Genomic DNA, 25,634 nt, shown 5'->3' on the forward strand with positions numbered 1-25,634 from the left:
CTCAGAAGTTGCCGTCGGCGACCTGGAAGACGGTGAGGCCGAGCGAGCGCCACATCTGGACCACCTGAAGCCGGTCGTCGAAGACCCCGACCACCCGGTAACGGTCCCGGATCTCCCGCTCGTAGATCTCCCGCTTGACGACCGCGTCCTTGCGCGCGTCGCCCTTTGCCCGCAGGTGCAGACCGAGGTACGGAATCCGGACATGCCGGGCCAGCCACGCCTCGGTGGCCGCCCGCGCCGAGGTGTCCCGCCCGGAGCAGAAGACCACTCCGTACCCGGCGTCGTGCATCGCCCGGACCGCCGTGATCACCGCGGTGTTCGGCTGGTCTCCTCCGACCCGGGTCATGTCGTACGGGCTGCGGGAGACGGCCAGCGCGACGGTGCCGTCGATGTCCACGAGGACGATCTCCGGTGGCTCGGTCGACGGTGGGCGCACGGTGCCGGGCTGTCCGGTGCGGGCCTGCGGCACCGGCAGCGGCAGTGTCCGGTCCGCCAGGTAGCGCTCGTGCAAGCGGGTGATCGCCTCCGCGCCGACCTGTTCGGCGGCCGGTCGGGCGGCGTCCCGGCGCAGGCACTCGGCCAGCGGCACGTCGGTGAAGTCGTGCACCTCGAACTCCGCGCCGTGCCGGGCGGCTACCTCCACCCAGTGCCGCAGGATCCGCGACGGCAGGTTGGTGTCGTCCACGCAGACGTCCACCCCGGCGCGCAGCAGCGCGTCGACCTGGGCCCGTTGGACCGCGGTCACCTGCGCCTCGGCCCAGTCGGTCAGCAGCCGCGCACCGTGCAGCATCCGGCGCAGATCGTCCCGGTTGACCCGCGCCACGGACGGCTGGAGGCTGCGGGCGAAGGTGGTCTTGCCCGAGGCCGGCAGGCCCCGGGTGGCGATGAGGCGGGTCATCGGCGGGTCTCCGGCCCGGCGGGCGTACCCCGGCCGGGGCACCCGGCGTCGGGCCGGAGGGTCGGCGAATGCCCGGTCGGGCGGCGGGAATGCGGACGGGTAGGCACGTGTTGACGATGCCGGACGAGGTGTGCAGCCCGATTATCGGGTCGGCTCAGGCCCATGGCACACTGGTCAATCGGCCACCGGTTCCGGTTCACGCCCGAGCCCGTCGTGCACGGCGCGACGGGCGGTGACGGCGACCCGGCGACCACCAACGAGAGGACCGAGGCGAGATGAAGGCAAACATCCACCCGGAGTACGTGACCACCGAGGTCAGCTGCTCCTGTGGCAACACGTTCACGACCCGCAGCACCGCCAAGGGCGGGGCGATCCACGTCGAGACCTGCAGCGCCTGCCACCCGTTCTACACCGGTAAGCAGCGCGTTCTCGACACCGCCGGCCGGGTCGCGAAGTTCCAGCAGAAGTACGCCAAGGTTCAGGCCAACAAGGCCAAGTAACTCGTCGTTCGGCGCCCGCGTCCGGTTTTCACCGGATGCGGGCGCCGTCCGCGTTTCGCCCCCCGTTTCCGCCCGGAGACCGGCCCCCCGGCCGACCCGGCCGGCGTCGTACCCGTCGAAGGAGCATCCGCAGCATGAGCAGCGAGCGTCTGGCCAGTCTCCTTGACGAGTACGCCGAGCTGGAGAAGCGGCTGGCCGACCCCGCCATCCACGCCGACCAGGCCACTGCCCGCCGGGTCGGCCGTCGGTACGCCGAGTTGGTGCCGCTGCACAAGGCTGCCGGCGAGCTGGAGCAGGCCCGCGCGGATCTGGTCGCGGCCCGGGAGCTGGCCGTCGAGGACCCCTCCTTCGCCAGCGAGGCGGAGGCGATCGCGGGCACCATGCCGGCCCTGGAGGAGCGCCTCGCCGAGTTGCTCATCCCGCGCGACCCGCACGACGCCAAGGACGTGATCGTCGAGATCAAGGCCGGTGAGGGCGGTGAGGAGTCGGCGCTCTTCGCCGCGGACCTGCTGCGGATGTACACGCGGTACGCCGAGCGGCGGGGCTGGCTCACCGAGGTGATCGACGCCCAGGATTCGGACCTCGGCGGGGTCAAGGACGTCTCGCTGTCGATCAAGACCAAGGGCGTGCCGGACGGCGGCAACGGGGTCTGGTCCCGGCTCAAGTGGGAGGGCGGCGTGCACCGGGTGCAGCGGGTCCCGGTCACCGAGTCGCAGGGCCGGATCCACACCAGCGCCGCTGGCGTACTGGTGCTGCCCGAGGCCGAGGACGTCGACGTCACCATCGACCAGAACGACCTGCGCATCGACGTGTTCCGCTCGTCCGGCCCGGGTGGTCAGTCGGTGAACACCACCGACTCGGCGGTACGCATCACCCACCTGCCGACCGGCATCGTCGTCTCCTGCCAGAACGAGAAGTCCCAGTTGCAGAACCGGGAGCAGGCGATGCGGATCCTGCGGGCCCGACTGCTCGCCGCCGCCCAGGAGCAGGCCGACGCCGCCGCTTCGGACGCCCGCAAGGCGCAGGTGCGTACGGTGGACCGCTCCGAGCGGATCCGCACCTACAACTACCCGCAGAACCGGATCACCGACCACCGGATCGGCTACACCGCGTACAACCTGGACCTGGCGCTCGCCGGTGATCTGGACGGGGTGCTGGACGCCCTGGCCGAGGCCGACCGCGCCGCCCGGCTGGCCGGTGACACCGAGCTGACCCGCCGCTGACGCGGAACGCCAGAGCAGGCGGGGTACGCCGAAGCCGGTGCGGCGTGCGGGCGGTCAGCTGGCGCGCGGGCGCGTCTTGGCGCGCAGCATCTCCCGGTCGGCCTCCTCGAAGGCCACGCTGAGCGCGTCGCGGAGGCCGCTGCCACCGGAGACCTCGGCGAAGCCGATGCTCACCCCGACCGGGGTGCCCGGCACCAGCGACTCCCACTCCTCGGTGCGGACGGCCGACTCGATCCGACGGGCCACCTCGGCGGCCTCGGCCATGCCGGTGTCGGGCAGCACCACCACGAACTCGTCACCGCCGTAGCGGGCCACGAAGTCGCCCCGGCGCATCACCCGGTTGATCACTCCGGCGATCCGCTGCAGGACCAGATCGCCGGAGTGGTGCCCGTGCCGGGTGTTGACCGCCTTGAAGCCGTCCAGGTCGCAGACGCCGATCACCACCCGCTCGCCGCGGGTGACCACGGCGGTGATGTACCGCTCCAGCCGCCGCCGGTTGGGCAGCCCGGTGAGCGGGTCGGTCAGCGCCTCGCCCTCGAACCGTGCCGCCTCCCGGCGCATCTCCTCGTGGTCGATCCGCGCGGCGATGCCGTCGATGTAGACGTCGCGCAGCCGGTCGTTGCGTTGCGCGGCGAGCCGGAACGCCAGCCGGTCGGCCCGGTGCGCGGCCACGTGGTCCCCGGCGCGGGCCAGGGCGATGCTGCGGAGCCGGGCCGGCTCGGCCGCGCCGAGCGTCTCGGTGGACACCCGGATGGTGTCCAGTCGGGCGACCGCCTCGATCGGCCGGTCGGCCGCGACGGCCAGGCAGATCTGCCCGAGCTGACGCATGTCCCGGGCGCGGGCGCTGTCCCCACCGTGGCCGAGCAGCCGGGCTGGTTCGGCGTCCCCGTCGGTGTCCACGTGGTCGCCGAGCGCGGCCTGCCGCGCCGTCGCGTAGCCGTACGCCGCGAGGCTGCTCGGGCGCAGCCGGCCGGCCCGCCCGGAACGCAGGAACCGGGTCAGGTCGGCGGCCACGTCGCGGAGCACCCGGAGGCAGCCGTCACTGTCGCCGTTGTGGTCCAGCGCCACGGCGTTGCGCAGCCGGATGCCGGGCGCGGCGAAGGTCTCCTCGGGGATCCCCGCGGTGACCCCGAGTTGCCGGGCGCGCTCGATCGCGCCCAGGGCGTACCCGTGGAAGCTGAGGTAGCTGTAGGCCATTGCGAGGTCGTGCCAGCCCCAGGCGGTGTCCCGGTCCGGGTCCTCCACGGCGCTCAGCGCCCGCGCGGCCTTGACCAGGTGGGTGACGCAGCGGTCCAGTGCGCCCTGGTGGTGTGCGGCGAGCGCGGCCAGCGCGTTGAGGTGCCCGTGCAGGTAGGGCTCGGCGAGATCGCGGACGGCGGCGGAGGCCTCCTCGATGGCCCGGGTGAACTCCGCCGTCCGACCGAGATTGATCAGCGCGGAGAGGCGTTGCACCAGGGCGTCCGCCCGTGCCGTCGGGTCGGTGGTGGTGCGGATCACTCGCTCCAACAGGGCGTACGCCTCCGCGGAGCGGCTCGACTCCTGCAACGCGCGAGCGCGCGTGAGGACATCAACCTGGTCGTCGACCCGGTCGAGCCAGCCCACCCGCGACCTCCCAGTCGTGTGCGCCTCGACGCACCCGTTCGTGGCGTCGCCCGCGACGCTTCATGATTATGGCGTGACCACTCTGCCGCAACACCCCCCCGAAGGGACAGGGCGGCTCCGCCCGTCCGCCGCGGTGGCCCGGGCGGCCCGCGTACTCGACGCCGCCGGGGTCGCTCCGGCGCGCGTGGAGGCCGAGCTGCTGGCGGCGTACGTCCTGGGGGTGCCCCGGGGTCGGCTGGCGATCGCCGACGACCTGGCTGACGAGCAGGTGGCGCGGCTGGACGAGCTGGTGCGCCGCCGCGCGGGTCGGGAGCCGTTGCAGCACCTGACCGGGCGGGCCGGTTTCCGGCACCTGGAGGTGGCGGTGGGGCCGGGCGTCTTCGTGCCCCGGCCGGAGACCGAGTTGCTGGCCGGTTGGGGCGTCGAGCAGGGCCGGGGCCGGCCCGATCCGCTGGTGGTTGACCTGTGCAGCGGCTCCGGCGCGATCGCGTTGGCGGTGGCCCAGGAGCTGCCCGGGGCGCGGGTGGTCGCGGTGGAGCGGTCCCCTGCGGCGCTCGACTGGCTGCGCCGCAACGCCGCCGAGCGGGCCGCGGCGGGGGACCGGCCGATCGAGGTGGTCGAGGCCGACGTGACCGCGCCGGACCTGCTGGCCGACCTGGTCGGTCGGGTGGACGTGCTGCTCTGCAACCCGCCGTACGTGCCGGTCGACGTGGTGGTGCCACCGGAGGTGGCCGGGCACGATCCGGCCGAGGCGGTCTTCGGCGGGGCGGACGGTCTGGCGGTGATCCGGCCGGTGGTCACCCGGGCGGCGGCGCTGCTGCGTGCCGGTGGCGTGTTCGGGGTCGAGCACGACGACACACACGGTGCGGCGGTGCCCGGTCTGCTCGCCGCAGCCGGTCATTTCACCGCCGTGACGGAGCATTTCGACCTCACCGGCCGGCCCCGGTACGCCACCGCGTCCCGACGGGCGGACGGCCAGCAAGCCTTCGCCGGGACGGCGTGGCAGACTGACTCCTCGTGATGCTCTACGACTGCCGGTCGCCCGCTGATCGGGACCGCGGCATCGCTGCGGCCATCGAAGCGGTCAAGAACGGCGAACTGGTCGTCCTTCCGACGGACACCGTCTACGGGATCGGCGCGGACGCGTTCACCCCGTACGCGGTCAAGGCGCTGCTGGACGCGAAGGGCCGGACCCGGCAGATGCCGCCGCCGGTGCTGATCGGCTCGCGGCACACCCTGGACGGGTTGGTCTTCTCGCTGCCCAAGGAGGCGCGGGATCTGGTTGAGGCGTTCTGGCCGGGGGCGCTGACCATCGTGGTCGAGCACTCGCCCAGCCTGCAATGGGACCTCGGCGACAAGTCGGGCACGGTGGCGGTGCGGATGCCGCTGCACCCGGTGGCGCTTGAGGTGCTGCGGGAGACCGGCCCCATGGCGGTCTCCTCGGCCAACAAGACCGGCCAGCCCGCCGCGGTGACCGCCGAGGAGGCGCGTGACCAGCTCAGCTACTCGGTGCGCGCGTACCTGGAGGCCGGGCCCTGCCCGGACCCGGTGCCGAGCACGATCGTCGACCTGACCGGTGAGGTGCCGCAGCTGCTGCGGGCGGGCGCGATCCCACTGGAGAAGCTGCGCGACGTGGTTCCGGATCTCATCGACAGCCAGGGGGCCTGAGTGCCCCCGTTCACCGTCCTGCACGTCTGCATGGGCAACATCTGCCGCTCGCCGATGGCGGAACGGCTGCTGGCCCTCGCGGTGCGGGAGCGGTTGGCCCGGCGTGAGCAGGACCCGGCCCGCGCCGAGGAGCTGCTGCACAGCCACAGCGCCGGGACCGGCGGCTGGCATGCCGGCGAGGAGATGAACCCGCCGGCGGCGCGGCAGGTCACCAGCCGGGGTGGGGACGTCGAGGGGTTCGCCGCGCGCAAGCTGCGCTCGGACCACATCGACGCCGCCGACCTGGTGCTCACCGCCACCGCCGACCAGCAGGAGTACGTGGTGGCGCTGCGTCCGGACGCGGCGTCCCGCACGTTCGTGCTGGGTGAGTTCGGCCGGCTGCTGGCCGCGGTGGACGCGTCCGGGTTGCCGGCCGCCGAGGCCACCCCGGAGGGGGTGTACGCCCGGGGCGTGGCCCTGGTGGCGGCGGCCCACGACGCCCGCCTGGGTGCGTCGGCGCTGCCCACCGACGATCTGGACGACCCGTGGGGTCGCGGCGACCAGTGCTTCAGCCGGGTGGCCGACGAGGTCGAGGAGACGGTCCACCCGCTGGCCGGCGCACTGCTGCCCTGAGCTTGGTGCGAGTTTCCTCCGGGTTTGGGGAAAACCAGGGGCGAAAGGGGCCTTCCGGGTCATTCTGAACGGGTCCTAGCGTGACCGGCTCCTGCGGGGAGAGCTGATGATCCGGGCCCATCTCGACAAACTGCTGACCGTGGTGATTGCCGGCGTACTGGCCGGGCTGGCGCTGGCGGCGGCTGCCCTGCCCGCGGCCCTGGTCTTCGGGATCGGCTTCACCGCGCTGTCGACGCCCTACTCGGAGCTGCCGAACACGCTACGGACGCCGCCCACCGCCCAGCGCTCCAACCTCTACGCCAACGACGGCAGGACCCTGATCACCTCCTTCTACCAGGAGGACCGGGTGGACGTGCCGCTGCACGAGGTGGCCCCGGTGATGCGCCAGGCCATCGTGGCCGCCGAGGACGTCCGGTTCTACCAGCACAGCGGCGTGGACCTGCGGGGCGTGGTACGCGCGTTCACCGTGAACAAGCGGGACGGCCGGACCCGGCAGGGTGCCTCCACGCTGACCATGCAGTACGTCCGCAACGTGCTCAGCAGCGATCCCCGGCTGACCGAGCGCCAGCGCCAGGCGGCCACCGAGGTCACCACCGCCCGCAAGATCCAGGAGATGCGGTACGCGCTGGCGCTGGAGCGGGAGCTGAACAAGGAGGAGATCCTCACCCGGTATCTCAACATCGCCTACTTCGGTGCCGGCGCGTACGGCATCGCGGCGGCCAGCAAGCGCTACTTCTCCCTCTCCCCGGCCGAGTTGACGCTGACCCAGGCCGCTCTGCTGGCCGGTCTGGTCCAGTCGCCGGACAGCGACGACCCGATCAACGGCGACGCCGACAGCGCGCTGCGCCGGCGGACGTATGTGCTGGACCGGCTGGTCGAGTCGAACCAGTTGTCGGTCGACGTGGCGATGGCGGCCCGGGCCGAGCCACTGGAGCTGCGGCCCAGCGAGACCCCGAACGACTGCACGGGGGTGCCCGACGGGCACAACGACTGGGGCTTCTTCTGCGACTGGTTCACCCGGTGGTGGAGCAGCCAGCCCGCCTTCGGGGCGACCGCCGACGAGCGGCAGCGCACGCTGCGCCGGGGTGGGTTCTCGATCGTCTCCTCGCTGGACCCGGCGGTGCAGCGGGCCACCACCGAGCAGGTGCTGCAGATCTACCGGCCCACCGAGGCCCGGGCGGTGCCCACCGCGGTGGTGCAGCCGGGCACCGGCCGAGTGCTGGCGATGGCGGTGAACCGCAGCTACAGCGTGGCGGGCAACCCGGTCGGGCAGAAGAACCACCCGAACACCGTGAACCAGTTGGTCGCCGGTGGCGGGGCGATCGACGGGTACCAGGCCGGCTCGACGTTCAAGCTGTTCGCCATGCTGGCCGCGCTGGAGTCCGGCCTGCCGCTGGCGACCGACTTCGTCGCACCGTCCCAACTGCTCACCCGCTTCCCGGTGACCGGGGGGGCGAGCTGCGAGGGCCACTGGTGCCCGGTGAACGCCAGCCCTTCGTCGATGGACGGTCCGCGCACCATGTGGACCGCGTTCGGCCGCTCGGTGAACACGTACTTCGCCTGGCTCACCGAGCGGGTCGGCGCCGACCGGGTGGTCGAGATGGCCGAGCGCCTCGGCATCGTGCTGCGCGCCGACTCGGATGCCAAGCTGGCCCGGCACGGCGCGAAGGACTGGGGGCCGTTCACCCTCGGCGTGGCGGCCACCACTCCGCTCGACCTGGCCTCCGCGTACGCGACGGTGGCGGCCGAGGGAACGTGGTGTGCGCCGCTGCCGGTGGTCTCGATCAACGACTCGGGCGGCCGGCCGGTCGACGCGGCCAAGCCGAACTGCCGGCGGGTCCTCGACACCGACGTGGCCCGGGCGGCGGCGGACGCGGCCCGCTGCCCGGTCGGCGACCAGTCGATGTACGGGCGCTGCGACGGTGGCACCGCACCCGGCCTGCGGGCCAAGATCGGTCGACCGGTGGCCGGCAAGACCGGCAGCTCGGAGCGGTACGAGACGGAGACGGTCGTGGCGTTCACCCCGCAGCTCGCGGTCGCCTCGATGGCGGCCAACCCGGACGACCCGCGCGACGCGGTCGGTGCGGCGGTGCAGGCCCGGATGGTGGACGCGGTCGGCGCGGTGCTCGCCTTCGGCCTGCGCGGCCAACCGGTGCAGGACTTCGTCCCGCCGAGCCAACAAGCCGCCTTCCAGGTGACCGGGGCCCGCACCGGCAACTAGACGGTGGTCAGGGGGTCTGTTCGGCGTTCCGGGCGATGTTGCGGGCCATTCCGCCGAAGACCACGGCGTGGAACGGCGCCACCGACTTCCAGTAGGCGTGCCCGGCCAGCCCGCGGGGCATGAAGACCGCGCGCTGCTGGTAGCGGCTGCGGCCGTCCTCGGCTGGTAGTGCCCGCATCTCCAGCCAGGCCCGGCCGGGCAGCCGCATCTCGGCGCGTAGCCGCAGCAACTCACCCGGGATGATCTCTTCCACCCGCCAGAAGTCCAGTGCCTCGCCGACCTGCAGGTGGTGCGGGTCGCGTCGGCCGCGGCGCAGCCCGACCCCGCCGACGATCCGGTCCAGCCAGCCACGGACCGACCAGGCGAGGGGGAAGGAGTACCAGCCGTGCTCGCCGCCGACCCCCTCGATGATGCGCCAGAGCGCCGTCGGCGACGCGTTCACCGCCTGCTCGCGGCTGTCGGTGTAGGCGGTGCCGCCGGACCACTCCGGGTCGGTGGGCAGCGGTTCGGCCGGCGCGTCCGGGCCGCTCGCGTTCGACCAGCGGGTCTCGACCTGGGCGTCGCGCACCTTGGCCAGGGCCAGCGTCACGGCCTGCTCGAAGCCGGTCAGCCCGCCGGGCGGGTCGGGCACGTACCGGGCGATGTCGTGTTCGTGTGCGACCGCCTCCTGGATCAGGCTCTCGACCAGTGGGCGGGCGATGGCGTTCGGCACCGGGGTGATCAGGCCGATCCAGTGCGAGGAGAGCGAGGGAGTGAGCGGGCGGACCGGCACGATGATCCGGCGGCGCAGCCCGGCCACCTGGGCGTAGCGCTGCATCATCTCGCGGAAGGTGAGCACGTCCGGGCCGCCGATGTCGAAGCCCCGGTTGATCTCCGCCGGCAGCGCGGTGCAGCCGGCCAGGTAGGTCAGCACGTCACGGATCGCGATCGGCTGGATCCGGTTGTTGATCCAGCGCGGGGTGATCATGGCGGGCAGGCGTTCGGTCAGGTAGCGCAGCATCTCGAACGACGCCGAGCCGGAGCCGATGATCACCGCGGCGCGGAGCACCGCCGTCGGCACCCCGCTGGCCAGCAGGATCCGACCGACCTCGGCCCGGGACCGCAGGTGCGGGGAGGGAACCGCCTCGGTCGCCGGCTCGGGGCCGCCCAGGTAGACGATCCGGTGTACGCCGGCCGCCCGGGCCGCCGCCGCGAAGTTGGTCGCCGCCGTCCGGTCGGCCGCCTCGAAGTCGGCCCGGCCCAGCGAGTGCACCAGGAAGTACGCCACGTCCACGTCGGCGAACGCGGCCGGCAGCGTGTCGGGCTGACTCAGGTCCCCCTGGACGATCTCGGCGGCCGACGCCCACGGCACATCGCGCAGCCGCCCGGCCTTGCGGGCCAGGCAGCGCACGGTGTACCCCTCGGCGAGCAGGAGCGGCACCAGCCGCCCGCCGATGTAACCCGTGGCTCCTGTGACGAGGCATCTCACAGCTCCCAGTCTGCGGCCCCCTAGACTCGTTCGCTGTGGACACGGAGACGAGCACCTTCTGGGGGCCGGATTTCGCGCAGCTCAGGGCCACCGACCCGGAGATCGCCGGGGTGGTGCTCGGCGAGCTGGACCGGCTGCGTGGCGGCCTTCAACTGATCGCCAGCGAGAACCTGACCTCACCGGCGGTGCTGGCCGCGCTCGGTTCGACGCTGACGAACAAGTACGCCGAGGGCTATCCGGGGCGGCGCTACTACGGCGGCTGCGCCGAGGTGGACCGCGCCGAGGAGATCGGCATCGACCGGGCGAAGGACCTCTTCGCGGCCGAGCACGTCAACCTCCAGCCGCACTCCGGGGCGAGCGCCAACCTGGCCGCGTACGCCGCGCTGGTGCAGCCGGGGGACACGGTGCTGGCGATGGACCTGCCGCACGGCGGGCACCTCACCCACGGCAGCAAGGTGAACTTCTCCGGCAAGTGGTTCGCCACGGTCGGCTACACCGTCCGGCGCGACACCGAGCTGATCGACTACGACGAGGTGCGGGACCTGGCCCGGGCGCACCGGCCCAAGATGATCATCTGCGGTGCCACCGCGTACCCCCGCCTGATCGACTTCGCCCGGTTCCGGGAGATCGCCGACGAGGTCGGGGCGTACCTCATGGTGGACGCCGCGCACTTCATCGGCCTGGTGGCCGGCCGGGCGATCCCGTCCCCGGTGCCGTACGCCGACGTGGTCTGCGCCACCACCCACAAGGTGCTGCGCGGCCCGCGCGGCGGCATGATCCTCTGCCGTGAGTCGCTGGCCCAGCGGATCGACAAGGCGGTCTTCCCGTTCACCCAGGGTGGCCCGCTGATGCACGCCGTCGCGGCGAAGGCGGTGGCGCTGCGTGAGGCCGCCCAACCCGAGTTCCAGACGTACGCCAACCAGGTGGTCCGCAACGCCCAGGCGCTCGCCGCCGGGCTGGCCGCCGAGGGGATGCGCCCGGTGTCCGGCGGCACCGACACGCACCTCGCCCTGATCGACCTGCGGGAGCTGGGCGTGACCGGGGCCGAGGCCGAGGCGCGCTGCGACGCCGCGTCGATCACCCTGAACAAGAACGCGATCCCGTACGACCCGGAGAAGCCGATGATCGCCTCCGGCATCCGGGTCGGCACCCCCAGCGTCACGACCCAGGGCATGCGGGAGGGGGAGCTGCGGCAGGTGGCCGCCCTTATCGCCCGTGCGGTACGCGCCGATCCCGGCGCACCGGGCGGCACCGACGAGCTGACCCGGGTCGCCGCCGAGGTGGCCGAGCTGGTCACCGAGTTCCCGGCGTACCCCCGTGGCTGAGCCCGGAGTGGTCGCGACCGACACCGACCGGCGCTGGCGACTGCGGCACCTGCCGGCGTTGTTGATCGCCTCGGCGGCGCTGGCCGCGCTCGCCGCGGTGGTCGGCGGGGTGTTCGGCGGCGCGACGGCCGCGCTCGGCGCGGTGGCCGGCGTCGGGGTCACGGTGCTCAGCTACACGCTCACCACCGTGGTGCTGGCCTGGGCCGACCAGATCAACCCGCAGTTGGTGTTGCCGCTCGGTCTGGGCCTGTATGCGCTGAAGTTCACCCTGCTGGGTGTCGTCATGGTGGCGGTGGCGTCGACCGGCTGGGCGGGATTGGTCCCGCTCTGCCTCGGCATCGTCGCCGGGGTGGCAGTGTGGACGGCAGTGCACATCTGGTGGCTGACCAGGGTGCATGCCCGTCAGCCGCGTGGCTGACCTGCCGATCGTCCCATCCCTCGGACGCGCGGCAACCTGTCGGCCACCGGTCATTCTTTCGAGGGCGGAAGGGGAGTAGCGTGCCCACAGACGACGCGGCCCCCGAGATGCCCACACAACGTTGGTTGTGCGGGGGGTGAGGCACAGCCTCGTCTTCCCGGCTGATATCGTTCGCCCCGTCATGGCTGGTGACCAAACCCCCCGTCCCGCCGGCGACCCGGACGACTATCCGTCCGGCGCCGGTCAGGGTTGGACCGCGCTCAGCTACCTCATCGGAGGCATGCTCGTGTGGGGTTTCATCGGCTGGCTGGTTGACCAGTGGCTCGACACCGGCGGCGTCGCCACCGGGATCGGCGTCGTGCTCGGCATGGCTGGGGGCATCATCCTGGTCGTCCGCCGGCTCGGCACGCCTACTTAGGAAGGGACGCGGTGTTCGGACAGGCGAACGTTCTGGCAGCGGGCCAGGCGGCATTCCCACCCAGTGTGGAGGACTTTTACCTGCCCAGCATCCTGCCCTGGGGTGCGCACGACTCGTACTGGTTCACCAAGATCACGGCGATGGTCTGGATCGCGGTCGGCGTCCTGATCATCTTTTTCCTGGCGAGCTACCGGAATCCGAAGCTCGTGCCGACCAAGAAGCAGTGGTTCGCTGAGTCGATCTACGGCTTCGTGCGGAACAACATCGCGGTCGACATGATCGGGCACGCGGGTGTGCGGTTCGCGCCTTACTTCACGACGCTGTTCTGCTTCGTGCTGCTGACGAACGCGTTCGCGATCATCCCGTTCTTCCAGATCTCGCCGAACTCGCACATCGCCTTCCCGGCGTTCCTCGCGCTGATCAGCTACGTGCTGTTCAACTACATCGGCATCAAGCAGCACGGCTTCGTGAAGTACTTCAAGAACTCTCTGGTTCCGCCGGCGCCCTGGTTCATCCTGCCGCTGCTGATCCCGATCGAGCTCTTCTCGACCTTCATCGTCCGGCCGTTCTCGCTCGCGGTTCGTCTCTTCGCGAACATGTTCGCCGGTCACATGCTCCTGCTGGTCTTCACGCTCGGCGGCTTCGCGATTCTGAGCTCCAACGCCTGGCTGGCGCCGATCTCGGTGCTCTCCTGGGTGATGACCATCGCGCTCACCTTCCTCGAGTTCCTGGTGATCGTCCTGCAGGCCTACGTCTTCACCGTCCTGACCGCCAGCTATGTGCAGGGCGCGCTCGCCGAAGAGCACTGATCCACCGCACCAACAGTTGTCGTCCCGCGTGACAGTCACGCGTGATAACCAGGAGGAACCAAGCAATGGACGTTCTCGCCGCCGCAGAAGGTGTAGTTGGCAGCACCGCCGCCATCGGCTACGGCCTCGCGGCCATCGGCCCGGGCATCGGCGTTGGCCTGGTCTTCGCCGCCTACATCCAGTCGACCGCCCGCCAGCCGGAGTCGTCCCGGATCACCCTGCCGTACGTCTGGATCGGCTTCGCCGTCATCGAGGCGCTGGCGCTGCTGGGCATCGCCTTCGGCTTCATCTGGCAGGGTGAGCTCTAATCCCGACCCTCGACCGGGAGGTCACCATGTACTTCTTCGCCGCCGAGGGTGGTGAGTCGACCCACAACCCGATCATCCCGCTCTGGCAGGAGATCGTGGTCGGTGGCGTCGCCTTCATCGTGCTCTGCTTCGTGCTGATGAAGTTCGTCTTCCCCCGCATGGAGCAGACGTTCCAGGCACGGGTCGACGCGATCGAGGGCGGCATCAAGCGCGCCGAGGCCGCACAGGCCGAGGCGAACCAGCTGCTCGAGCAGTACCGTGCCCAGCTCGCTGAGGCCCGGACCGACGCCGCCAAGATCCGCGACGACGCTCGGGCCGACGCCGAGGGGATCCGGCAGGACATCCTCGCCAAGGCGCGGGAAGAGTCCGACCGGGTCATCCAGGCCGGCAAGGACGCGCTCGCCGGCGAGCGGGCCACCATCGTGCGCGAGCTTCGCGCCGAGGTCGGCACGATCGCGGTCGACCTGGCCAGCAAGATCGTTGGCGAGTCGCTGGCCGACGAGGCGCGGCGCAAGGGCACCGTCGACCGGTTCCTGAGCGGCCTCGAGAGCACGGGGGCCCGCTGATGCAGGCCGCCAGCCGGGAGTCTTACAAGGCTGCGGCAGAGCACCTGGAGACGTACGTCCGCGGAGCGGAGCCGTTGGCGGTGGCCAACGCCGCCGCCGGCATCCTCTCCGTCGCCGCCCTGCTGCGGCGCGAGCCGCGGCTGCGGCGGGCGCTCTCCGAGCCGGCCCGGTCCGGCGAGGACCGTGCCGGCCTGCTCGGCGAGATGCTGAGCGGCAAGATCGACGCGGGGGCGCTGGACCTGCTCTCGACGCTGGTCGCCGGCCGCTGGTCGGCACCGTCGGAGTTGCTCGACGGCGCCGAGCGGCTGGGCGTGGAGGCGCTGCTCGCCAGCGCCGACTCCGCTGGCGGCCTCGGCGAGGTCGAGGACGAGCTGTTCCGCTTCGGCCAGGTCGTCTCGGGTCAGTCGGCGCTGAGCAACACGCTGGCCGACCCGGTCGCGCCGGTCGAGCAGCGGGCCGTCCTGGTCCGCGAACTGCTCGCCGACAAGGCCCACCCGATCACCGTCCGGCTCGTCGAGGCGGCGCTGGGTGGGTTCGGTGGACGCTCCTTCAGCGGGGCGCTCACCCGGCTGGTGGAGCTCGCCGCCGAGCGACGCGACCGGCAGGTGGCGTACGTGACCGTCGCGGCCCCGTTGAGTGACGAGGATGAGCGGCGGCTGGGAGCGAGCCTCACGGCGATATACGGTCGAGAGGTCTCCATCAAGCAGACGGTCGAGCCCGCCGTCCTGGGTGGCGTGAGCGTCCGGGTCGGTTCCGACCTGTACGACGGCACCATCCTGCGCCGCCTCAACGAGACCCGCAACACGCTCGCGAAGCGTTGAGCGGCTTCGCCGCCTAGCAATGCGGTGGCTCCGCCGCCTCAGCGTTTGGGGCGGCTCCGCCGCCGCAGCGCCCGGAATGACAGACGCCATTCGGACCGGTCGGTACTAGGTATCCCGGGCCCCTGAATTTTAAGGAAGCAGAGGATGGCCGAGCTGACCATCTCGACGGAGGAGATCCGCGGCGCCCTGGAGCGCTACGTCTCCTCCTACTCGTCCGACGTCTCCCGCGAGGAGGTCGGCACCGTCGCCGACACCGGCGACGGCATCGCCCACGTCGAGGGCCTGCCCTCGACCATGACCAACGAGCTCCTGGAGTTCGAGGACGGCACGCTCGGCGTGGCGTTGAACCTCGACGTCCGGGAGATCGGTGTCGTCGTCCTCGGTGACTCCGCCAAGCTGGAGGAGGGGCAGCGCGTCAAGCGCACCGAGCGGGTCCTCTCCGTTCCGGTCGGCGACGCCTTCCTCGGCCGCGTGGTCGACGCGCTCGGCCAGCCGATCGACGGGCTCGGTGACATCGCCAACGAGGGCTTCCGCGAGCTGGAGCTGCAGGCTCCGAACGTGATGTCCCGCCAGTCGGTGTTCGAGCCGCTGCAGACCGGCATCAAGGCCATCGACGCGATGACGCCGATCGGCCGGGGCCAGCGACAGCTGATCATCGGTGACCGCAAGACCGGCAAGACCACCGTCGCCCTGGACGCGATCCTCAACCAGCGGGACAACTGGCGCACTGGCGACCCCAAGAAGCAGGTCCGCTGCATCTACGTCGCCATCGGCCAGAAGGCCTCCACGATCGCCTCCATCAAGGGGCAGCTCGAGGAGGCGGGCGCGTTGGAGTACACGACCATCGTGGCCTCCCCGGCGTCCGACCCGGCCGGCTTCAAGTACCTGGCCCCGTACACCGGCTCGTCCATCGGGCAGCACTGGATGTACGGCGGCAAGCACGTCCTGATCGTCTTCGACGACCTGAGCAAGCAGGCCGAGGCGTACCGGGCCGTGTCGCTGCTGCTGCGTCGCCCGCCGGGCCGCGAGGCGTACCCGGGTGACGTCTTCTACCTGCACTCCCGCCTGCTGGAGCGCTGCGCGAAGCTCTCCGACGAGCTCGGTGGTGGGTCGATGACCGGTCTGCCGATCATCGAGACGAAGGCCAACGACATCTCGGCCTTCATCCCGACCAACGTCATCTCGATCACCGACGGCCAGATCTTCCTGGAGACCGACCTGTTCAACCAGGGCGTCCGTCCGGCGATCAACGTCGGCACCTCGGTCTCCCGGGTCGGTGGCGCCGCGCAGGTGAAGCCGATGCGGAAGGTCGCCGGCTCGCTGCGGCTCAACCTTGCGCAGTACCGCGAGCTGGAGGCGTTCGCCGCCTTCGCCTCCGACCTGGACCGGGCCTCCCAGAACCAGCTGAACCGCGGTTCGCGCCTGGTGGAGCTGCTCAAGCAGCCGAACTACTCGCCGTACCCGGTGCAGGAGGAGGTCGTCTCCGTCTGGGCCGGCGTCGAGGGCAAGCTCGACGACATCCCGGTCGGCGAGGTGCGGCGCTTCGAGGCCGAGTTCCTCCAGTACCTGCGGCACAAGCACGAGGGTGTGCTGGCCGGCATCGCCGACAACCAGTGGAACGATGACATCACCGGTTCGCTGGACACCGCGATCGCCGAGTTCAAGCAGGTCTTCCTCGGCAAGGAGGACGAGCGTCGGGTCAACGACGCGCCGGCCGCGCCGCTGGAGGGCGAGGAGAACCGCGAGACGGTGACCCGGTTCCGCGACGGCGCTACCGACCGCCCGGCCGAGAGCTGATCTCGTGGCGGCCCAGGTACGCGTTCTTCGTCAACGAATCCGCTCGGCGAAGTCGATGAAGAAGATCACCAAGGCGATGGAGCTCGTGGCGACGAGCCGGATCGCCAAGGCCCAGGCCCGGGTGCAGGCGTCCCTGCCGTACGCCCAGGCCATCACCGGCGTGCTCACGGCGCTGGCGTCCAACGCGCGGATCGACCACCCGCTGCTCACCCCGCGCGAGCGGGTGCGGCGGGCGGGCGTCCTGTTGGTCACCAGCGACCGTGGCCTGGCCGGCGGTTACAGCTCCAACGCGATCAGGATGGCGGAGTCGCTGGTCGCGCGGCTCAAGTCGGACGGCAAGGAGCCGGTGCTCTACGTCGTCGGGCGTAAGGGCGTCGGGTTCTACCGGTTCCGTAACCGGCCGATCGAGGCGAACTGGACGGGGTTCAGCGAGCAGCCGTCGTTCGAGGACGCGCGCACGGTGGGTGAGACGCTGATCAAGGCGTTCACCGCCGGCGCGGACGACGCCGACGGCAGCGCCGGGGCGGACGGGGTGCTCGGCGTCGACGAGTTGCACATCGTCTACACCGAGTTCCACTCGCTGATGACGCAGACCCCGGTCACCAAGGTCATCGGTCCGATGCAGGTCGAGGACCGGCCGCGCTCCGAGGGGCTGCTGCCGGCGTACGAGTTCGAGCCGGAGGCGGAGGCGCTGCTCGACGCGCTGCTGCCGAGGTACATCAACACGCGGATCTACGCGGCGTTGATCGAGTCGGCGGCGAGCGAGTCGGCGGCACGGCGGCGAGCGATGAAGAGCGCCACCGACAATGCCGAAGAGATGATCGACAAGTACACGCGTGAGATGAACTCGGCCCGGCAGGCCGGGATCACCCAGGAGATCAGCGAGATCGTCGGCGGCGCCAACGCGCTGGCCGCGTCGGGAAGTGAAGTGTGATGACTGCACCAGTAGAGACCAAGACGGCCGCGGGTCGCGTGGTCCGGGTCATCGGCCCGGTCGTCGACGCCGAGTTCCCGCGCGACGCCATGCCGGCCCTGTTCAACGCCCTGCACGTCACCGTGAACCTGTCCGGCGGTGAGAAGACGCTGACCCTGGAGGTCGCCCAGCACCTGGGTGACAACCTGGTCCGCGCCATCTCGATGCAGCCGACGGACGGCCTGGTCCGCGGCGCGGAGGTGCGTGACCTCGGCGAGCCGATCAGCGTGCCGGTTGGCGACGCGGTCAAGGGCCATGTGTTCAACGCCATCGGCGAGGTGCTCAACCTCAAGGAAGGCGAGACGTTCGAGGCCGACGACCGGTGGGGCATCCACCGCAAGGCCCCGGCCTTCGCCGACCTGGAGCCGAAGACCGAGATGCTGGAGACCGGCATCAAGGTCATCGACCTGCTGGCCCCGTACGTCAAGGGCGGCAAGATCGGCCTGTTCGGCGGCGCGGGTGTGGGCAAGACGGTGCTCATCCAGGAGATGATCACCCGCGTGGCCCGCAACTTCGGTGGTACCTCGGTCTTCGCCGGCGTGGGTGAGCGCACCCGTGAGGGCAACGACCTCATCGCCGAGATGACCGAGTCCGGTGTCATCGACAAGACCGCGCTGGTCTACGGCCAGATGGACGAGCCGCCGGGCACCCGGCTGCGGGTGGCGCTCTCGGCGCTGACCATGGCGGAGTACTTCCGTGACGTGAAGAAGCAGGAGGTGCTGCTCTTCATCGACAACATCTTCCGCTTCACCCAGGCGGGCTCGGAGGTCTCCACCCTGCTCGGCCGTATGCCGAGTGCGGTGGGCTACCAGCCGACCCTGGCCGACGAGATGGGTGAGCTCCAGGAGCGGATCACCTCCGTCCGGGGCCAGGCCATCACCTCGATGCAGGCGATCTACGTGCCGGCGGACGACTACACCGACCCCGCCCCGGCCACCACGTTCGCCCACCTGGACGCGACCACCAACCTGGAGCGGTCGATCTCCGACAAGGGCATCTACCCGGCCGTGGACCCGCTGGCGTCCTCGTCCCGGATCCTCGCCCCGGAGTTCGTCGGCGCCGAGCACTTCCAGGTCGCCACCGAGGTCAAGCGGATCCTGCAGCGTTACAAGGACCTGCAGGACATCATCGCCATCCTCGGCATCGAGGAGCTCTCCGAGGAAGACAAGATCACCGTGGCGCGTGCCCGGCGGATCGAGCGCTTCCTGTCGCAGAACACCTACGCGGCGGAGCAGTTCACCGGCGTACCGGGCTCGACGGTCCCGATCAAGGAGACCATCGAGGCGTTCCGGAAGATCAGCGAGGGTGAGTACGATCACTTCCCCGAGCAGGCGTTCTTCATGTGCGGTGGTCTCGAGGACCTGGAGGCCAAGGCCGAGGAGCTCATGAAGGCCTGACGGCCTGATCGGATCCAGAGCAAAAAGACTGCCCCGGCAATGCCGGGGCAGTCTTTTGTTCATCTTCAGGCCCTACTATCGCCGCGATCAGTTTCTTCGGGGTCGGTGCTTCCGAGCTACCCGGGGTACGGTCGATCCCGCACGAACGTGAATGTGCGTTGATCTTTGCAACCTTTCGGCCACGTGCGCCCGTCTCCTACTCGTGGGCGTAACGAACGGAGATGCTTGTGGGTAAGGCCGGCAAGAGTGGCCGAAAGTCGTCCATCTGGCGTGGTGTGCCGCGCTGGGCTCGGGTCTGCATGGTGTTCGGCTTGACGCTGACCGTGCTCAGCGGTGGTGCGCTGGTCGGCACCGAGGTGCTGATGGCCCGTTACGAGGGCGCGGTCGGCAAGGCCGACCTCTTCGGCGACCAGGCGGCCGGAGCGCAGGAGAAGAAGAGCGACATCAAGGGTCCGCTCAACCTCCTGCTGGTCGGCATCGACCCGCGGACCCCGACGGCGGCCCCGCTGGCCGACTCGATCATGGTGCTGCACGTGCCGGCGACGATGGACCGGGCCTACCTCTTCTCGGTGCCCCGCGACCTGTACGTCGACATCCCGGAGTTCAAGAAGGCCAACTTCTACGGCGAGAAGACGAAGATCAACGCGGCGATGTCGTTCGGCAGCAAGGTGCCGGGCAAGAATCCCGACGCGGCGCGCGGTTTCGAGCTGCTGGCGACCACGGTGCAGAAGGTGACCGGCATCAAGCGGTTCGACGCCGGCGCGATCATCAACTTCACCGGCTTCCAGAAGATCGTCGACGCGATGGGCGGCGTCGACATGTACGTCGAACGGGAAGTCAGGTCCGAGCACAAGCAGCCGGACGGCACGGCCCGCCCCGGCAAGACGCACGGCGAGGGCTACGTCGGCCCGCAGGCGACTTACACGAAGGGCACCCACCACCTCAAGGGGTGGCAGGCGCTGGACTACGTCCGGCAGCGCTACCCGAAGAACGGCGTTCCGGACTCCGACTACGGCCGGCAGCGCCACCAGCAGCAGTTCGTCAAGGCCATGGTCGGCCAGGCGTTCAGCGCGGACGTGGTGGCCAACCCGATCAAGCTGGACAAGGTGCTCCGCGCCGCCGGTCAGTCGCTGATCTTCAACGGTCGAGGGCACAGCGTGGTCGACTTCGGGCTCGCCCTGAAGAACATCCGACCCAACACCATCCAGATGATCAAGCTCCCCGGTGGTGGCCTCTACGACGGCAAGAAGTACCTGGGCGAACAGTTCCAGGCGGGCGTTCCGGATTTCTTCACGGCCCTGCACGGTGAGCAACTCGACCCGTTCCTGCTGGAGCACCCGGAATTCCAGAACAAGCTCAAGTAGTCGTGGCGCCCACTCTCCCCACCCGTGTCGGGGGAGAGTGGGCGTCAGGCTAGACTTTCGGCAATCCGTCGCCGCAGCAAGGAGACAGCGTGGCACAGCAGCTTCACGTCGAGCTCGTCGCCGTCGAGGAGAAGGTCTGGTCCGGTGAGGCCGAGATGGTCGTCGCCCGGACCACCGAGGGTGAGCTGGGCGTCCTGCCGGGGCACGCGCCGCTGCTCGGCCAGCTCGCCGAGCCCGGCCAGGTGCGCATCAAGCTCGCCGGTGGTGAGCAGATCTCCTACGAGGTTGCCGGCGGCTTCCTCTCGGTGAGCTCCGATGGCGTCACCGTCCTGGCCGAGAGCGCGACCCCGGTCTCCGCGCAGAGCCGCTGAGTCGCACCGAGGATGGAGATCGTCGAAGGGATCGGGATCGGCGTCGTCGTCATCCTCTGTGCGCTTCTCATCCTCTTCGTCCGTCGGGCCCTGGTCACCCGCAGCGGTGGCATCATCCGGCTCAGCGTCCGGGTCACCACGATGCTCGACGGCCGGGGCTGGTCGCCCGGCTTCGGCCGGTTCGCTGGCGATGAGCTGCGCTGGTATCGGATGTTCAGCTTCGCGATCCGGCCCAAGCGGGTGCTCTCCCGCAAGGGTCTCGCGGTGGAGCGCCGCCGGTTGCCCGAGGGGCAGGAGCGGTTCTCCATGCCCGCCGACTGGGTGATCCTCCGCTGTACGAGTCACCACGCACCGGTGGAGATCGCCATGGCGCGGTCGACCGCGACCGGTTTCCTCTCCTGGCTCGAGGCCGCCCCTCCGGGGGCGGTCTCGCCGCGTCTGAAGTCTCAGGACTGGCCCGCAGCCTGAGTCCTCTCTCGCTGTCGGGGTTTCCGGGGAGTCCACCCGGCTCCGGGCGGTCAGGCTTGATCCTTCCGCCGGGCGGGCTCCCCGGAAACCCTGTTCGACGCGTTGTCCGCCGGCAGGCGTGACTCTCTCAGATCTCACCCGCCGTTACCGGGGCGGCCGCTGCTCGCCCAGCGGTGCGGGTGGGCTTGATCGACACGGTTCCGCTGACCTCGGGTGTCACTGGCCCTCGGATACTCCGACATCGCCGATCCCGAGTCGATCACTGCGGGGCGGTGGCCACCAACTCGACCTCGTTGAGGCCCGGGGCGAGCCGGTCGTGGACCGCCCCGAGGAGCCAGCTTCAACGACGCGTGGCCACGTCGAGATCGGGAACCCAGACCTCGACGTGGTGCGGCGCACCGACGCTCAGCGCTTACCGCCCGGCACCCATAGCACATCTCCCGCCGGATTTGCCGTTCTTGACAGGATAAAGAGCAGATCGGAGAGCCGGTTGAGATACTTTGCCGGGAGCGGGCTGGTCCGTTCCGGGTCGTGGCTGACCAGCGCCCACGCGGCCCGTTCGGCGCGCCGGGCGGTGGTCCGTGCCACGTGCAGCAGCGCCGCGCCCGCGGTGCCGCCGGGCAGGATGAAGGAGTCGAGCTTGCTCAGGCGTGCGTTGTACTCGTCGCACCAACCCTCGAGGCGCTCGACGTACTCCTCGGTCACTCGCAGCGGCGGGTACTTCGGCTCCGGCTCCACGGGGGTGGACAGGTCGGCGCCCACGTCGAACAGGTCGTTCTGCACCGTGCCCAGCACGGCCCGCAGTTCCTCGTCGAGTTGCCCCAGGGCGAGTGCGACGCCGATCGCCGCGTTGCACTCGTCGACGTCGGCGTACGCGGCGATCCGCGGATCTGTCTTCGGCACCTGCTCGTTGTTGCTCAGCCTGGTCATGCCGGCGTCGCCGGCCTTGGTGTAGATGCGCGTGAGGTGGACGGCCATGACGCACAGCCTACGGATACCGGACCTGACGATCCCGGCCCGGCCGAACAGCACCCCCTGCCGGCCGGCGGTGGTGGGCCCGGGAGACGCGGGCGATCCGGCGGTCAACGACGTCGATGTCATCCGGGTCAATGGTGACGCCCGGCTGACCGGCACCGTGCACGTGGTCGGCGCCAAGAACTCGGCCCTGAAACTGATGGCCGCCGCACTGCTCGCCCCGGGCCGTAGCGTGATCACCAACGTCCCGCGGATCACCGATATCGCGATCATGGGCGAGGTGCTGCGCAGGCTGGGCTGCGACGTCCGGTTCGACGCGGACGACCCGATCGACCCGATGGTCGCCCGGGGAGGGGTGGCCCGCTCCCGCTCGGTGACCATCGACGTACCCGAACAACCCGGCACGGACGCGGACTACGACCTGGTCCGCCGCCTGCGCGCGTCGATCTGCGTGCTGGGCCCCCTGCTGGCCCGCCGGGGGTACGTGCGGGTGGCTCACCCCGGCGGCGACGCCATCGGCTCGCGCGGGCTGGACATGCACGTCTCCGGGCTGACCCGGATGGGCGCGGACATCTCCGGCGAACACGGGTTCGTCATCGCGGCCGCGCCGCGCGGGCTGCACGGCGCGGACATCGTGCTGGACTTCCCCAGTGTCGGCGCCACGGAGAACCTGGTGATGGCGGCGGTGCTGGCCACGGGCACCACGACGATCGACAACGCCGCGCGGGAGCCGGAGATCGTCGACATCTGCACGATGCTCACCCGGATGGGCGCGCGGATCGTCGGTGCCGGCACGTCCACCCTGCGGATCACGGGGGTGCCCGGGCTGCGCCCGGTGCGGCACGCCACGGTGGGGGACCGGATCGTCGCCGGCACCTGGGCGTTCGGCGCCGCGATGACCCGGGGAGACGTGACGGTGACCGGGCTGGACCCGGCCTACCTGGAGGTCGCACTCGACAAGGTGATGGCGGCCGGCGGCCTGGTCGAGACGCGGGGGGACGGCTTCCGGGTACGGATGGACGACCGGCCCAGGGCGGTGGACGTCGTGACGCTGCCGTACCCCGGCTTCGCCACCGACCTGCTGCCGATGGCGATCGGGCTGGCCGCGGTCAGCGACGGCGCCTCGTTGATCACCGAGAACATCTTCGACGGCCGGTTCATGTTCGCCAACGAGATGATGCGGCTCGGCGCGGACATCAAGACCGACGGGCACCACGCGGTGGTCCGTGGCCGGCCCCGGCTCTCCGGTGCGCCGGTCCGCGCCACCGACATCCGCGCCGGGGCCGGGTTGATCATCGCTGGGCTCTGCGCGGACGGGGTCACCGAGGTCTCCCACGTGCACCACGTCGACCGGGGCTACCCCGACTTCGTGGCCGATCTGCGCGCGCTCGGAGTCGCGGTCGAGCGGGGCACCACCCCGGAGGAGCCCGCGCTGGAGATCTGACGCCGACCGGCTTAGCTATCGTTCAGGCTCGCGGCTAGGGTCTGTGTCGGCACAGACCCTTAGGGTGCAGACAGCACTCAATCGCAGCGAGGGAGAAGCAGATGGCGGGTCGACTCGCGGTCGTCGGGGCAGGGCTGATGGGCTCCGGCATCGCCCAGGTGGCGGCGCAGGCGGGCTGGCAGGTGACGCTGCGGGACCTGGACGACGCGGCCACGACGCGGGGCCTCGGTGGCATCCGGAAGTCGCTGGAGAAGTTCGCCGAGAAGGGCCGGATCGAGGCATCCGAGGTCGAGGCGACGCTGGCCCGGATCACCCCGACCACCGACCTGGAGGCGGTGGCAGACGCGGACATCGTGGTCGAGGCGGTGTTCGAGCGGCTGGACATCAAGCACGAGGTGTTCCGCGCACTGGACAAGATCTGCAAGGCCGACGCGGTGCTCGCCACCAACACCTCGGCCATCCCGGTCACCCAGATCGCCGCGGTCACCGAGCGGCCCGAGGCGGTCGTCGGCACCCACTTCTTCTCCCCGGTGCCGATGATGCAGCTCTGCGAGCTGGTCCGCGGCTACAAGACCAGCGACGCCACGCTGGCCACCGTGCGGGCCTTCGCCGAGGAGATCGGCAAGACGGTGGTGGTCGTCAACCGCGACATCGCCGGCTTCGTCACCACCCGGCTGATCTCCGCCCTGGTGGTGGAGGCGGTCAAGCTGGTCGAGTCGGGCGTGGTGTCGGCGGAGGACCTGGACACGGCCTGCCGACTGGGCTTCGGGCACGCCATGGGCCCGCTGGCCACCACCGACCTCACCGGCGTGGACGTGCTGCTGCACGCCTCGCAGAACATCTACACCGACACCGCGGACGAGAAGTTCTTCCCGCCGGAGCTGCTCCAGCGGATGGTCACAGCCGGCGACCTGGGCCGCAAGACTGGCAAGGGCTTCTACACGTACTGAGACCGGCAGCCGTGGGGGCCCGTTCGCGGGCCCCAACGGTCAGCTCAGGTCGGGCCGGGCGGCGCGGTCAGCGCCGCCGCGACGAAGTCGAGGGCGCCGGGTATGACCGAGCCCCAGTATCGGAAGTCGTGCCGACCGTCGGTGTACTCGGATCGGGCGGCCGGCTCGGGAAGGGCCCGCTCCAGCGCCTGCACGTCGCCGACGAGGTCGTCCTGGCGACCGCACCAGAGGCCCAGCGGAGTGCCGCGCAGCCGATCGACACCGGCGAAGACGGCATCACCGGGCGCGACGGCGGGGGAGAAGGCCGCCACCGCCCGCAGCAGCCCCGGCCAGGTGGCGGCGAGCAACAGCGAGCCGAAGCCCCCCATGGACCAGCCCCAGGCCGCCAGCCGGGTGGCGTCGAAGCCCCGCTCGGCGCACCAGGCCGGCAACTCCTCACGCACCATCCGTTGCGGGTCGTCCCGGCCGGAGGGGCGCCAGGAGAGGCGGTCGCCGGTCGCCCCGGCGAGCACGAACGGCGGCGCGCCCCGACGCACCGCGTCGGTCAGGAAGCGCCCCAGGCCGAGCCCGGGGAAGTCCCGTGCGGTGGTGGACGCACCGTGCAGCACCAGGCAGACCGGCAACCCCTGACCGTCGCCGTACCCGTGCGGGACGGCGGTGTAGAAGTCGACCGAGCGGCCACGTGCGGCGGACGGACGGCTGGTCAGCCGCTCGTCGCCGGCCGGTGCGTCTGGCGGCTCAGGTCGTGCCGGCGAGGGACGGATCAGGTCGCGGGCCGTCCAGCCGACCCCGACCGCCAGCGCCGTTGCCCCTGCCCCCGCGAGCAGGAGACCACGCCGGGTCGGTCGAGCGGCCATCGCCCAAGTGTGGCAGCCCCCGGGGCGCCGCCGGTGCCCCTCAGCTCGCCGATCTAGGGCTAATCGCTGCCGTTGTAGATCAACAAACGGCAACGATCCCTAGATCGGCGTGGCGGGCGGGGCGGGCGGGGCGCGCGGCGTGGCGGGCGGGGCGCGCGGCGTGGCGGGCGGGGCGCGCGGC

General features: G+C 70.9%; 26 protein-coding genes. 21 read left to right on the forward strand and 5 right to left on the reverse strand.

The genetic code is table 11. The annotated features are described in order from the left end of the window. Nucleotide 1: 1 nt before the first annotated feature. Entirely contained in the window at nucleotides 2–898 is an 897-nt protein-coding gene (locus V6V47_RS25595; RefSeq protein ID WP_334630914.1) for a phosphatase domain-containing protein, read from the reverse strand. Between the two features lie 275 nt (nucleotides 899–1,173). Between V6V47_RS25595 and rpmE the strand changes: the two genes are divergently transcribed. Next, the gene (rpmE, locus tag V6V47_RS25600; RefSeq protein WP_334630915.1) at nucleotides 1,174–1,398 is read left to right on the forward strand and encodes a 50S ribosomal protein L31; all 225 of its coding nucleotides are present in this window, start codon (nucleotides 1,174–1,176) and stop codon (nucleotides 1,396–1,398) included. A 134-nt stretch (nucleotides 1,399–1,532) separates the two neighbouring features. Continuing rightward, nucleotides 1,533–2,621 carry a peptide chain release factor 1 gene (gene prfA / locus V6V47_RS25605; protein ID WP_334630916.1) on the forward strand — a complete coding sequence of 363 codons (1,089 nt, stop codon included), beginning with the start codon at nucleotides 1,533–1,535 and terminating at the stop codon, nucleotides 2,619–2,621. A 54-nt stretch (nucleotides 2,622–2,675) separates the two neighbouring features. Here prfA and V6V47_RS25610 read toward each other — a convergent pair whose 3' ends face one another. Beyond that, nucleotides 2,676–4,223, reverse strand: coding sequence for a GGDEF domain-containing protein (locus V6V47_RS25610; protein WP_334630917.1), 1,548 nt, complete (start codon nucleotides 4,221–4,223; stop codon nucleotides 2,676–2,678). Nucleotides 4,224–4,296: 73 nt separating this feature from the next. On the opposite strand from V6V47_RS25610, the gene prmC reads away from it, so the two are divergent. From prmC to V6V47_RS25630, 4 genes are all read left to right on the forward strand, one after another. Continuing rightward, the gene (gene prmC / locus V6V47_RS25615) at nucleotides 4,297–5,244 is read left to right on the forward strand and encodes a peptide chain release factor N(5)-glutamine methyltransferase (protein WP_334630918.1); all 948 of its coding nucleotides are present in this window, start codon (nucleotides 4,297–4,299) and stop codon (nucleotides 5,242–5,244) included. Further along, entirely contained in the window at nucleotides 5,244–5,891 is a 648-nt protein-coding gene (locus V6V47_RS25620) for an L-threonylcarbamoyladenylate synthase (RefSeq protein ID WP_334630941.1), read from the forward strand. The genes prmC and V6V47_RS25620 overlap by 1 nt, the downstream gene beginning before the upstream one ends. Then, nucleotides 5,892–6,503 carry an arsenate reductase/protein-tyrosine-phosphatase family protein gene (locus V6V47_RS25625; protein ID WP_334630919.1) on the forward strand — a complete coding sequence of 204 codons (612 nt, stop codon included), beginning with the start codon at nucleotides 5,892–5,894 and terminating at the stop codon, nucleotides 6,501–6,503. A gap of 106 nt (nucleotides 6,504–6,609) precedes the next feature. Continuing rightward, a complete protein-coding gene (locus V6V47_RS25630) occupies nucleotides 6,610–8,724 on the forward strand; it encodes a transglycosylase domain-containing protein (RefSeq protein WP_334630920.1) in 2,115 nt (704 codons plus the stop codon). Between the two features lie 7 nt (nucleotides 8,725–8,731). Here V6V47_RS25630 and V6V47_RS25635 read toward each other — a convergent pair whose 3' ends face one another. Further along, nucleotides 8,732–10,192 carry an SDR family oxidoreductase gene (locus V6V47_RS25635; RefSeq protein ID WP_334630921.1) on the reverse strand — a complete coding sequence of 487 codons (1,461 nt, stop codon included), beginning with the start codon at nucleotides 10,190–10,192 and terminating at the stop codon, nucleotides 8,732–8,734. A gap of 35 nt (nucleotides 10,193–10,227) precedes the next feature. Here V6V47_RS25635 and glyA point away from each other — a divergent pair, with 35 nt between their 5' ends. From glyA to V6V47_RS25700, 13 genes are all read left to right on the forward strand, one after another. After that, nucleotides 10,228–11,517 carry a serine hydroxymethyltransferase gene (glyA, locus tag V6V47_RS25640; RefSeq protein ID WP_334630922.1) on the forward strand — a complete coding sequence of 430 codons (1,290 nt, stop codon included), beginning with the start codon at nucleotides 10,228–10,230 and terminating at the stop codon, nucleotides 11,515–11,517. Beyond that, nucleotides 11,510–11,935 carry a hypothetical protein gene (locus V6V47_RS25645; RefSeq protein WP_334630923.1) on the forward strand — a complete coding sequence of 142 codons (426 nt, stop codon included), beginning with the start codon at nucleotides 11,510–11,512 and terminating at the stop codon, nucleotides 11,933–11,935. The genes glyA and V6V47_RS25645 overlap by 8 nt, the downstream gene beginning before the upstream one ends. A gap of 181 nt (nucleotides 11,936–12,116) precedes the next feature. Next, nucleotides 12,117–12,353 (forward strand): AtpZ/AtpI family protein, encoded by a 237-nt coding sequence (locus tag V6V47_RS25650; RefSeq protein WP_334630924.1) that lies wholly within the window; start codon nucleotides 12,117–12,119, stop codon nucleotides 12,351–12,353. An 11-nt stretch (nucleotides 12,354–12,364) separates the two neighbouring features. Further along, nucleotides 12,365–13,162, forward strand: a complete 798-nt coding sequence (gene atpB / locus V6V47_RS25655) for a F0F1 ATP synthase subunit A (protein WP_334630925.1) — start codon at nucleotides 12,365–12,367, stop codon at nucleotides 13,160–13,162. A 65-nt stretch (nucleotides 13,163–13,227) separates the two neighbouring features. Next, a complete protein-coding gene (locus V6V47_RS25660; RefSeq protein WP_334630926.1) occupies nucleotides 13,228–13,470 on the forward strand; it encodes a F0F1 ATP synthase subunit C in 243 nt (80 codons plus the stop codon). A gap of 26 nt (nucleotides 13,471–13,496) precedes the next feature. Beyond that, nucleotides 13,497–14,036 (forward strand): F0F1 ATP synthase subunit B, encoded by a 540-nt coding sequence (locus V6V47_RS25665; RefSeq protein ID WP_334630927.1) that lies wholly within the window; start codon nucleotides 13,497–13,499, stop codon nucleotides 14,034–14,036. Next, the gene (locus V6V47_RS25670; protein WP_334630928.1) at nucleotides 14,036–14,857 is read left to right on the forward strand and encodes a F0F1 ATP synthase subunit delta; all 822 of its coding nucleotides are present in this window, start codon (nucleotides 14,036–14,038) and stop codon (nucleotides 14,855–14,857) included. The genes V6V47_RS25665 and V6V47_RS25670 overlap by 1 nt, the downstream gene beginning before the upstream one ends. A gap of 144 nt (nucleotides 14,858–15,001) precedes the next feature. Next, complete coding sequence (gene atpA, locus V6V47_RS25675; RefSeq protein ID WP_334630929.1) at nucleotides 15,002–16,654, forward strand: F0F1 ATP synthase subunit alpha; 1,653 nt, start codon at nucleotides 15,002–15,004, stop codon at nucleotides 16,652–16,654. A 4-nt stretch (nucleotides 16,655–16,658) separates the two neighbouring features. Further along, a complete protein-coding gene (locus tag V6V47_RS25680) occupies nucleotides 16,659–17,588 on the forward strand; it encodes a F0F1 ATP synthase subunit gamma (RefSeq protein ID WP_334630930.1) in 930 nt (309 codons plus the stop codon). Next, a complete protein-coding gene (gene atpD / locus V6V47_RS25685; RefSeq protein ID WP_334630931.1) occupies nucleotides 17,588–19,024 on the forward strand; it encodes a F0F1 ATP synthase subunit beta in 1,437 nt (478 codons plus the stop codon). Before V6V47_RS25680 ends, atpD begins: the two co-directional genes overlap by 1 nt. A 221-nt stretch (nucleotides 19,025–19,245) precedes the next feature. Beyond that, nucleotides 19,246–20,388, forward strand: coding sequence for an LCP family protein (locus V6V47_RS25690; protein WP_334630932.1), 1,143 nt, complete (start codon nucleotides 19,246–19,248; stop codon nucleotides 20,386–20,388). An 89-nt stretch (nucleotides 20,389–20,477) separates the two neighbouring features. Then, nucleotides 20,478–20,759: a F0F1 ATP synthase subunit epsilon gene (locus tag V6V47_RS25695; protein WP_334630933.1), complete on the forward strand. Its 282-nt coding sequence runs from the start codon at nucleotides 20,478–20,480 to the stop codon at nucleotides 20,757–20,759. Nucleotides 20,760–20,771: 12 nt separating this feature from the next. Beyond that, on the forward strand, nucleotides 20,772–21,227 hold the full coding sequence (locus tag V6V47_RS25700) for a DUF2550 domain-containing protein (RefSeq protein ID WP_334630934.1): 456 nt from the start codon (nucleotides 20,772–20,774) through the stop codon (nucleotides 21,225–21,227). Between the two features lie 405 nt (nucleotides 21,228–21,632). On the opposite strand, the gene V6V47_RS25705 is transcribed toward V6V47_RS25700, so the two are convergent. Beyond that, on the reverse strand, nucleotides 21,633–22,205 hold the full coding sequence (locus V6V47_RS25705) for a cob(I)yrinic acid a,c-diamide adenosyltransferase (RefSeq protein WP_334630935.1): 573 nt from the start codon (nucleotides 22,203–22,205) through the stop codon (nucleotides 21,633–21,635). Between V6V47_RS25705 and murA the strand changes: the two genes are divergently transcribed. Next, nucleotides 22,204–23,646, forward strand: a complete 1,443-nt coding sequence (gene murA / locus V6V47_RS25710; protein WP_334630936.1) for a UDP-N-acetylglucosamine 1-carboxyvinyltransferase — start codon at nucleotides 22,204–22,206, stop codon at nucleotides 23,644–23,646. The two genes, V6V47_RS25705 and murA, sit on opposite strands and share 2 nt — an antisense overlap. Before the next feature lie 101 nt (nucleotides 23,647–23,747). Then, nucleotides 23,748–24,596, forward strand: a complete 849-nt coding sequence (locus V6V47_RS25715; protein ID WP_334630937.1) for a 3-hydroxyacyl-CoA dehydrogenase family protein — start codon at nucleotides 23,748–23,750, stop codon at nucleotides 24,594–24,596. A 44-nt stretch (nucleotides 24,597–24,640) separates the two neighbouring features. Here the strand turns inward: V6V47_RS25715 and V6V47_RS25720 are convergent, their stop codons facing one another. Next, nucleotides 24,641–25,453, reverse strand: coding sequence for an alpha/beta hydrolase (locus tag V6V47_RS25720; protein ID WP_334630938.1), 813 nt, complete (start codon nucleotides 25,451–25,453; stop codon nucleotides 24,641–24,643). Between the last annotated feature and the right edge of the window lie 181 nt (nucleotides 25,454–25,634).

The organism is Micromonospora sp. CPCC 205539 (assembly GCF_036906815.1).
GTDB lineage: Bacteria > Actinomycetota > Actinomycetes > Mycobacteriales > Micromonosporaceae > Micromonospora.

What these genes read in the sequence shown, in the direction of transcription:
- V6V47_RS25595 (WP_334630914.1), bottom strand. Translation starts at nt 898, where the DNA reads ATGACCCGCCTCATCGCCACCCGGGGCCTGCCGGCCTCGGGCAAGACC.
- rpmE (WP_334630915.1), top strand. Translation starts at nt 1,174, where the DNA reads ATGAAGGCAAACATCCACCCGGAGTACGTGACCACCGAGGTCAGCTGC.
- prfA (WP_334630916.1), top strand. Translation starts at nt 1,533, where the DNA reads ATGAGCAGCGAGCGTCTGGCCAGTCTCCTTGACGAGTACGCCGAGCTG.
- V6V47_RS25620 (WP_334630941.1), top strand. Translation starts at nt 5,244, where the DNA reads ATGCTCTACGACTGCCGGTCGCCCGCTGATCGGGACCGCGGCATCGCT.
- V6V47_RS25630 (WP_334630920.1), top strand. Translation starts at nt 6,610, where the DNA reads ATGATCCGGGCCCATCTCGACAAACTGCTGACCGTGGTGATTGCCGGC.
- V6V47_RS25650 (WP_334630924.1), top strand. Translation starts at nt 12,117, where the DNA reads ATGGCTGGTGACCAAACCCCCCGTCCCGCCGGCGACCCGGACGACTAT.
- V6V47_RS25660 (WP_334630926.1), top strand. Translation starts at nt 13,228, where the DNA reads ATGGACGTTCTCGCCGCCGCAGAAGGTGTAGTTGGCAGCACCGCCGCC.
- V6V47_RS25665 (WP_334630927.1), top strand. Translation starts at nt 13,497, where the DNA reads ATGTACTTCTTCGCCGCCGAGGGTGGTGAGTCGACCCACAACCCGATC.
- V6V47_RS25670 (WP_334630928.1), top strand. Translation starts at nt 14,036, where the DNA reads ATGCAGGCCGCCAGCCGGGAGTCTTACAAGGCTGCGGCAGAGCACCTG.
- atpA (WP_334630929.1), top strand. Translation starts at nt 15,002, where the DNA reads ATGGCCGAGCTGACCATCTCGACGGAGGAGATCCGCGGCGCCCTGGAG.
- atpD (WP_334630931.1), top strand. Translation starts at nt 17,588, where the DNA reads ATGACTGCACCAGTAGAGACCAAGACGGCCGCGGGTCGCGTGGTCCGG.
- V6V47_RS25690 (WP_334630932.1), top strand. Translation starts at nt 19,246, where the DNA reads ATGCTTGTGGGTAAGGCCGGCAAGAGTGGCCGAAAGTCGTCCATCTGG.
- V6V47_RS25700 (WP_334630934.1), top strand. Translation starts at nt 20,772, where the DNA reads ATGGAGATCGTCGAAGGGATCGGGATCGGCGTCGTCGTCATCCTCTGT.
- murA (WP_334630936.1), top strand. Translation starts at nt 22,204, where the DNA reads ATGACGCACAGCCTACGGATACCGGACCTGACGATCCCGGCCCGGCCG.
- V6V47_RS25705 (WP_334630935.1), bottom strand. Translation starts at nt 22,205, where the DNA reads ATGGCCGTCCACCTCACGCGCATCTACACCAAGGCCGGCGACGCCGGC.
- V6V47_RS25715 (WP_334630937.1), top strand. Translation starts at nt 23,748, where the DNA reads ATGGCGGGTCGACTCGCGGTCGTCGGGGCAGGGCTGATGGGCTCCGGC.
- V6V47_RS25720 (WP_334630938.1), bottom strand. Translation starts at nt 25,453, where the DNA reads ATGGCCGCTCGACCGACCCGGCGTGGTCTCCTGCTCGCGGGGGCAGGG.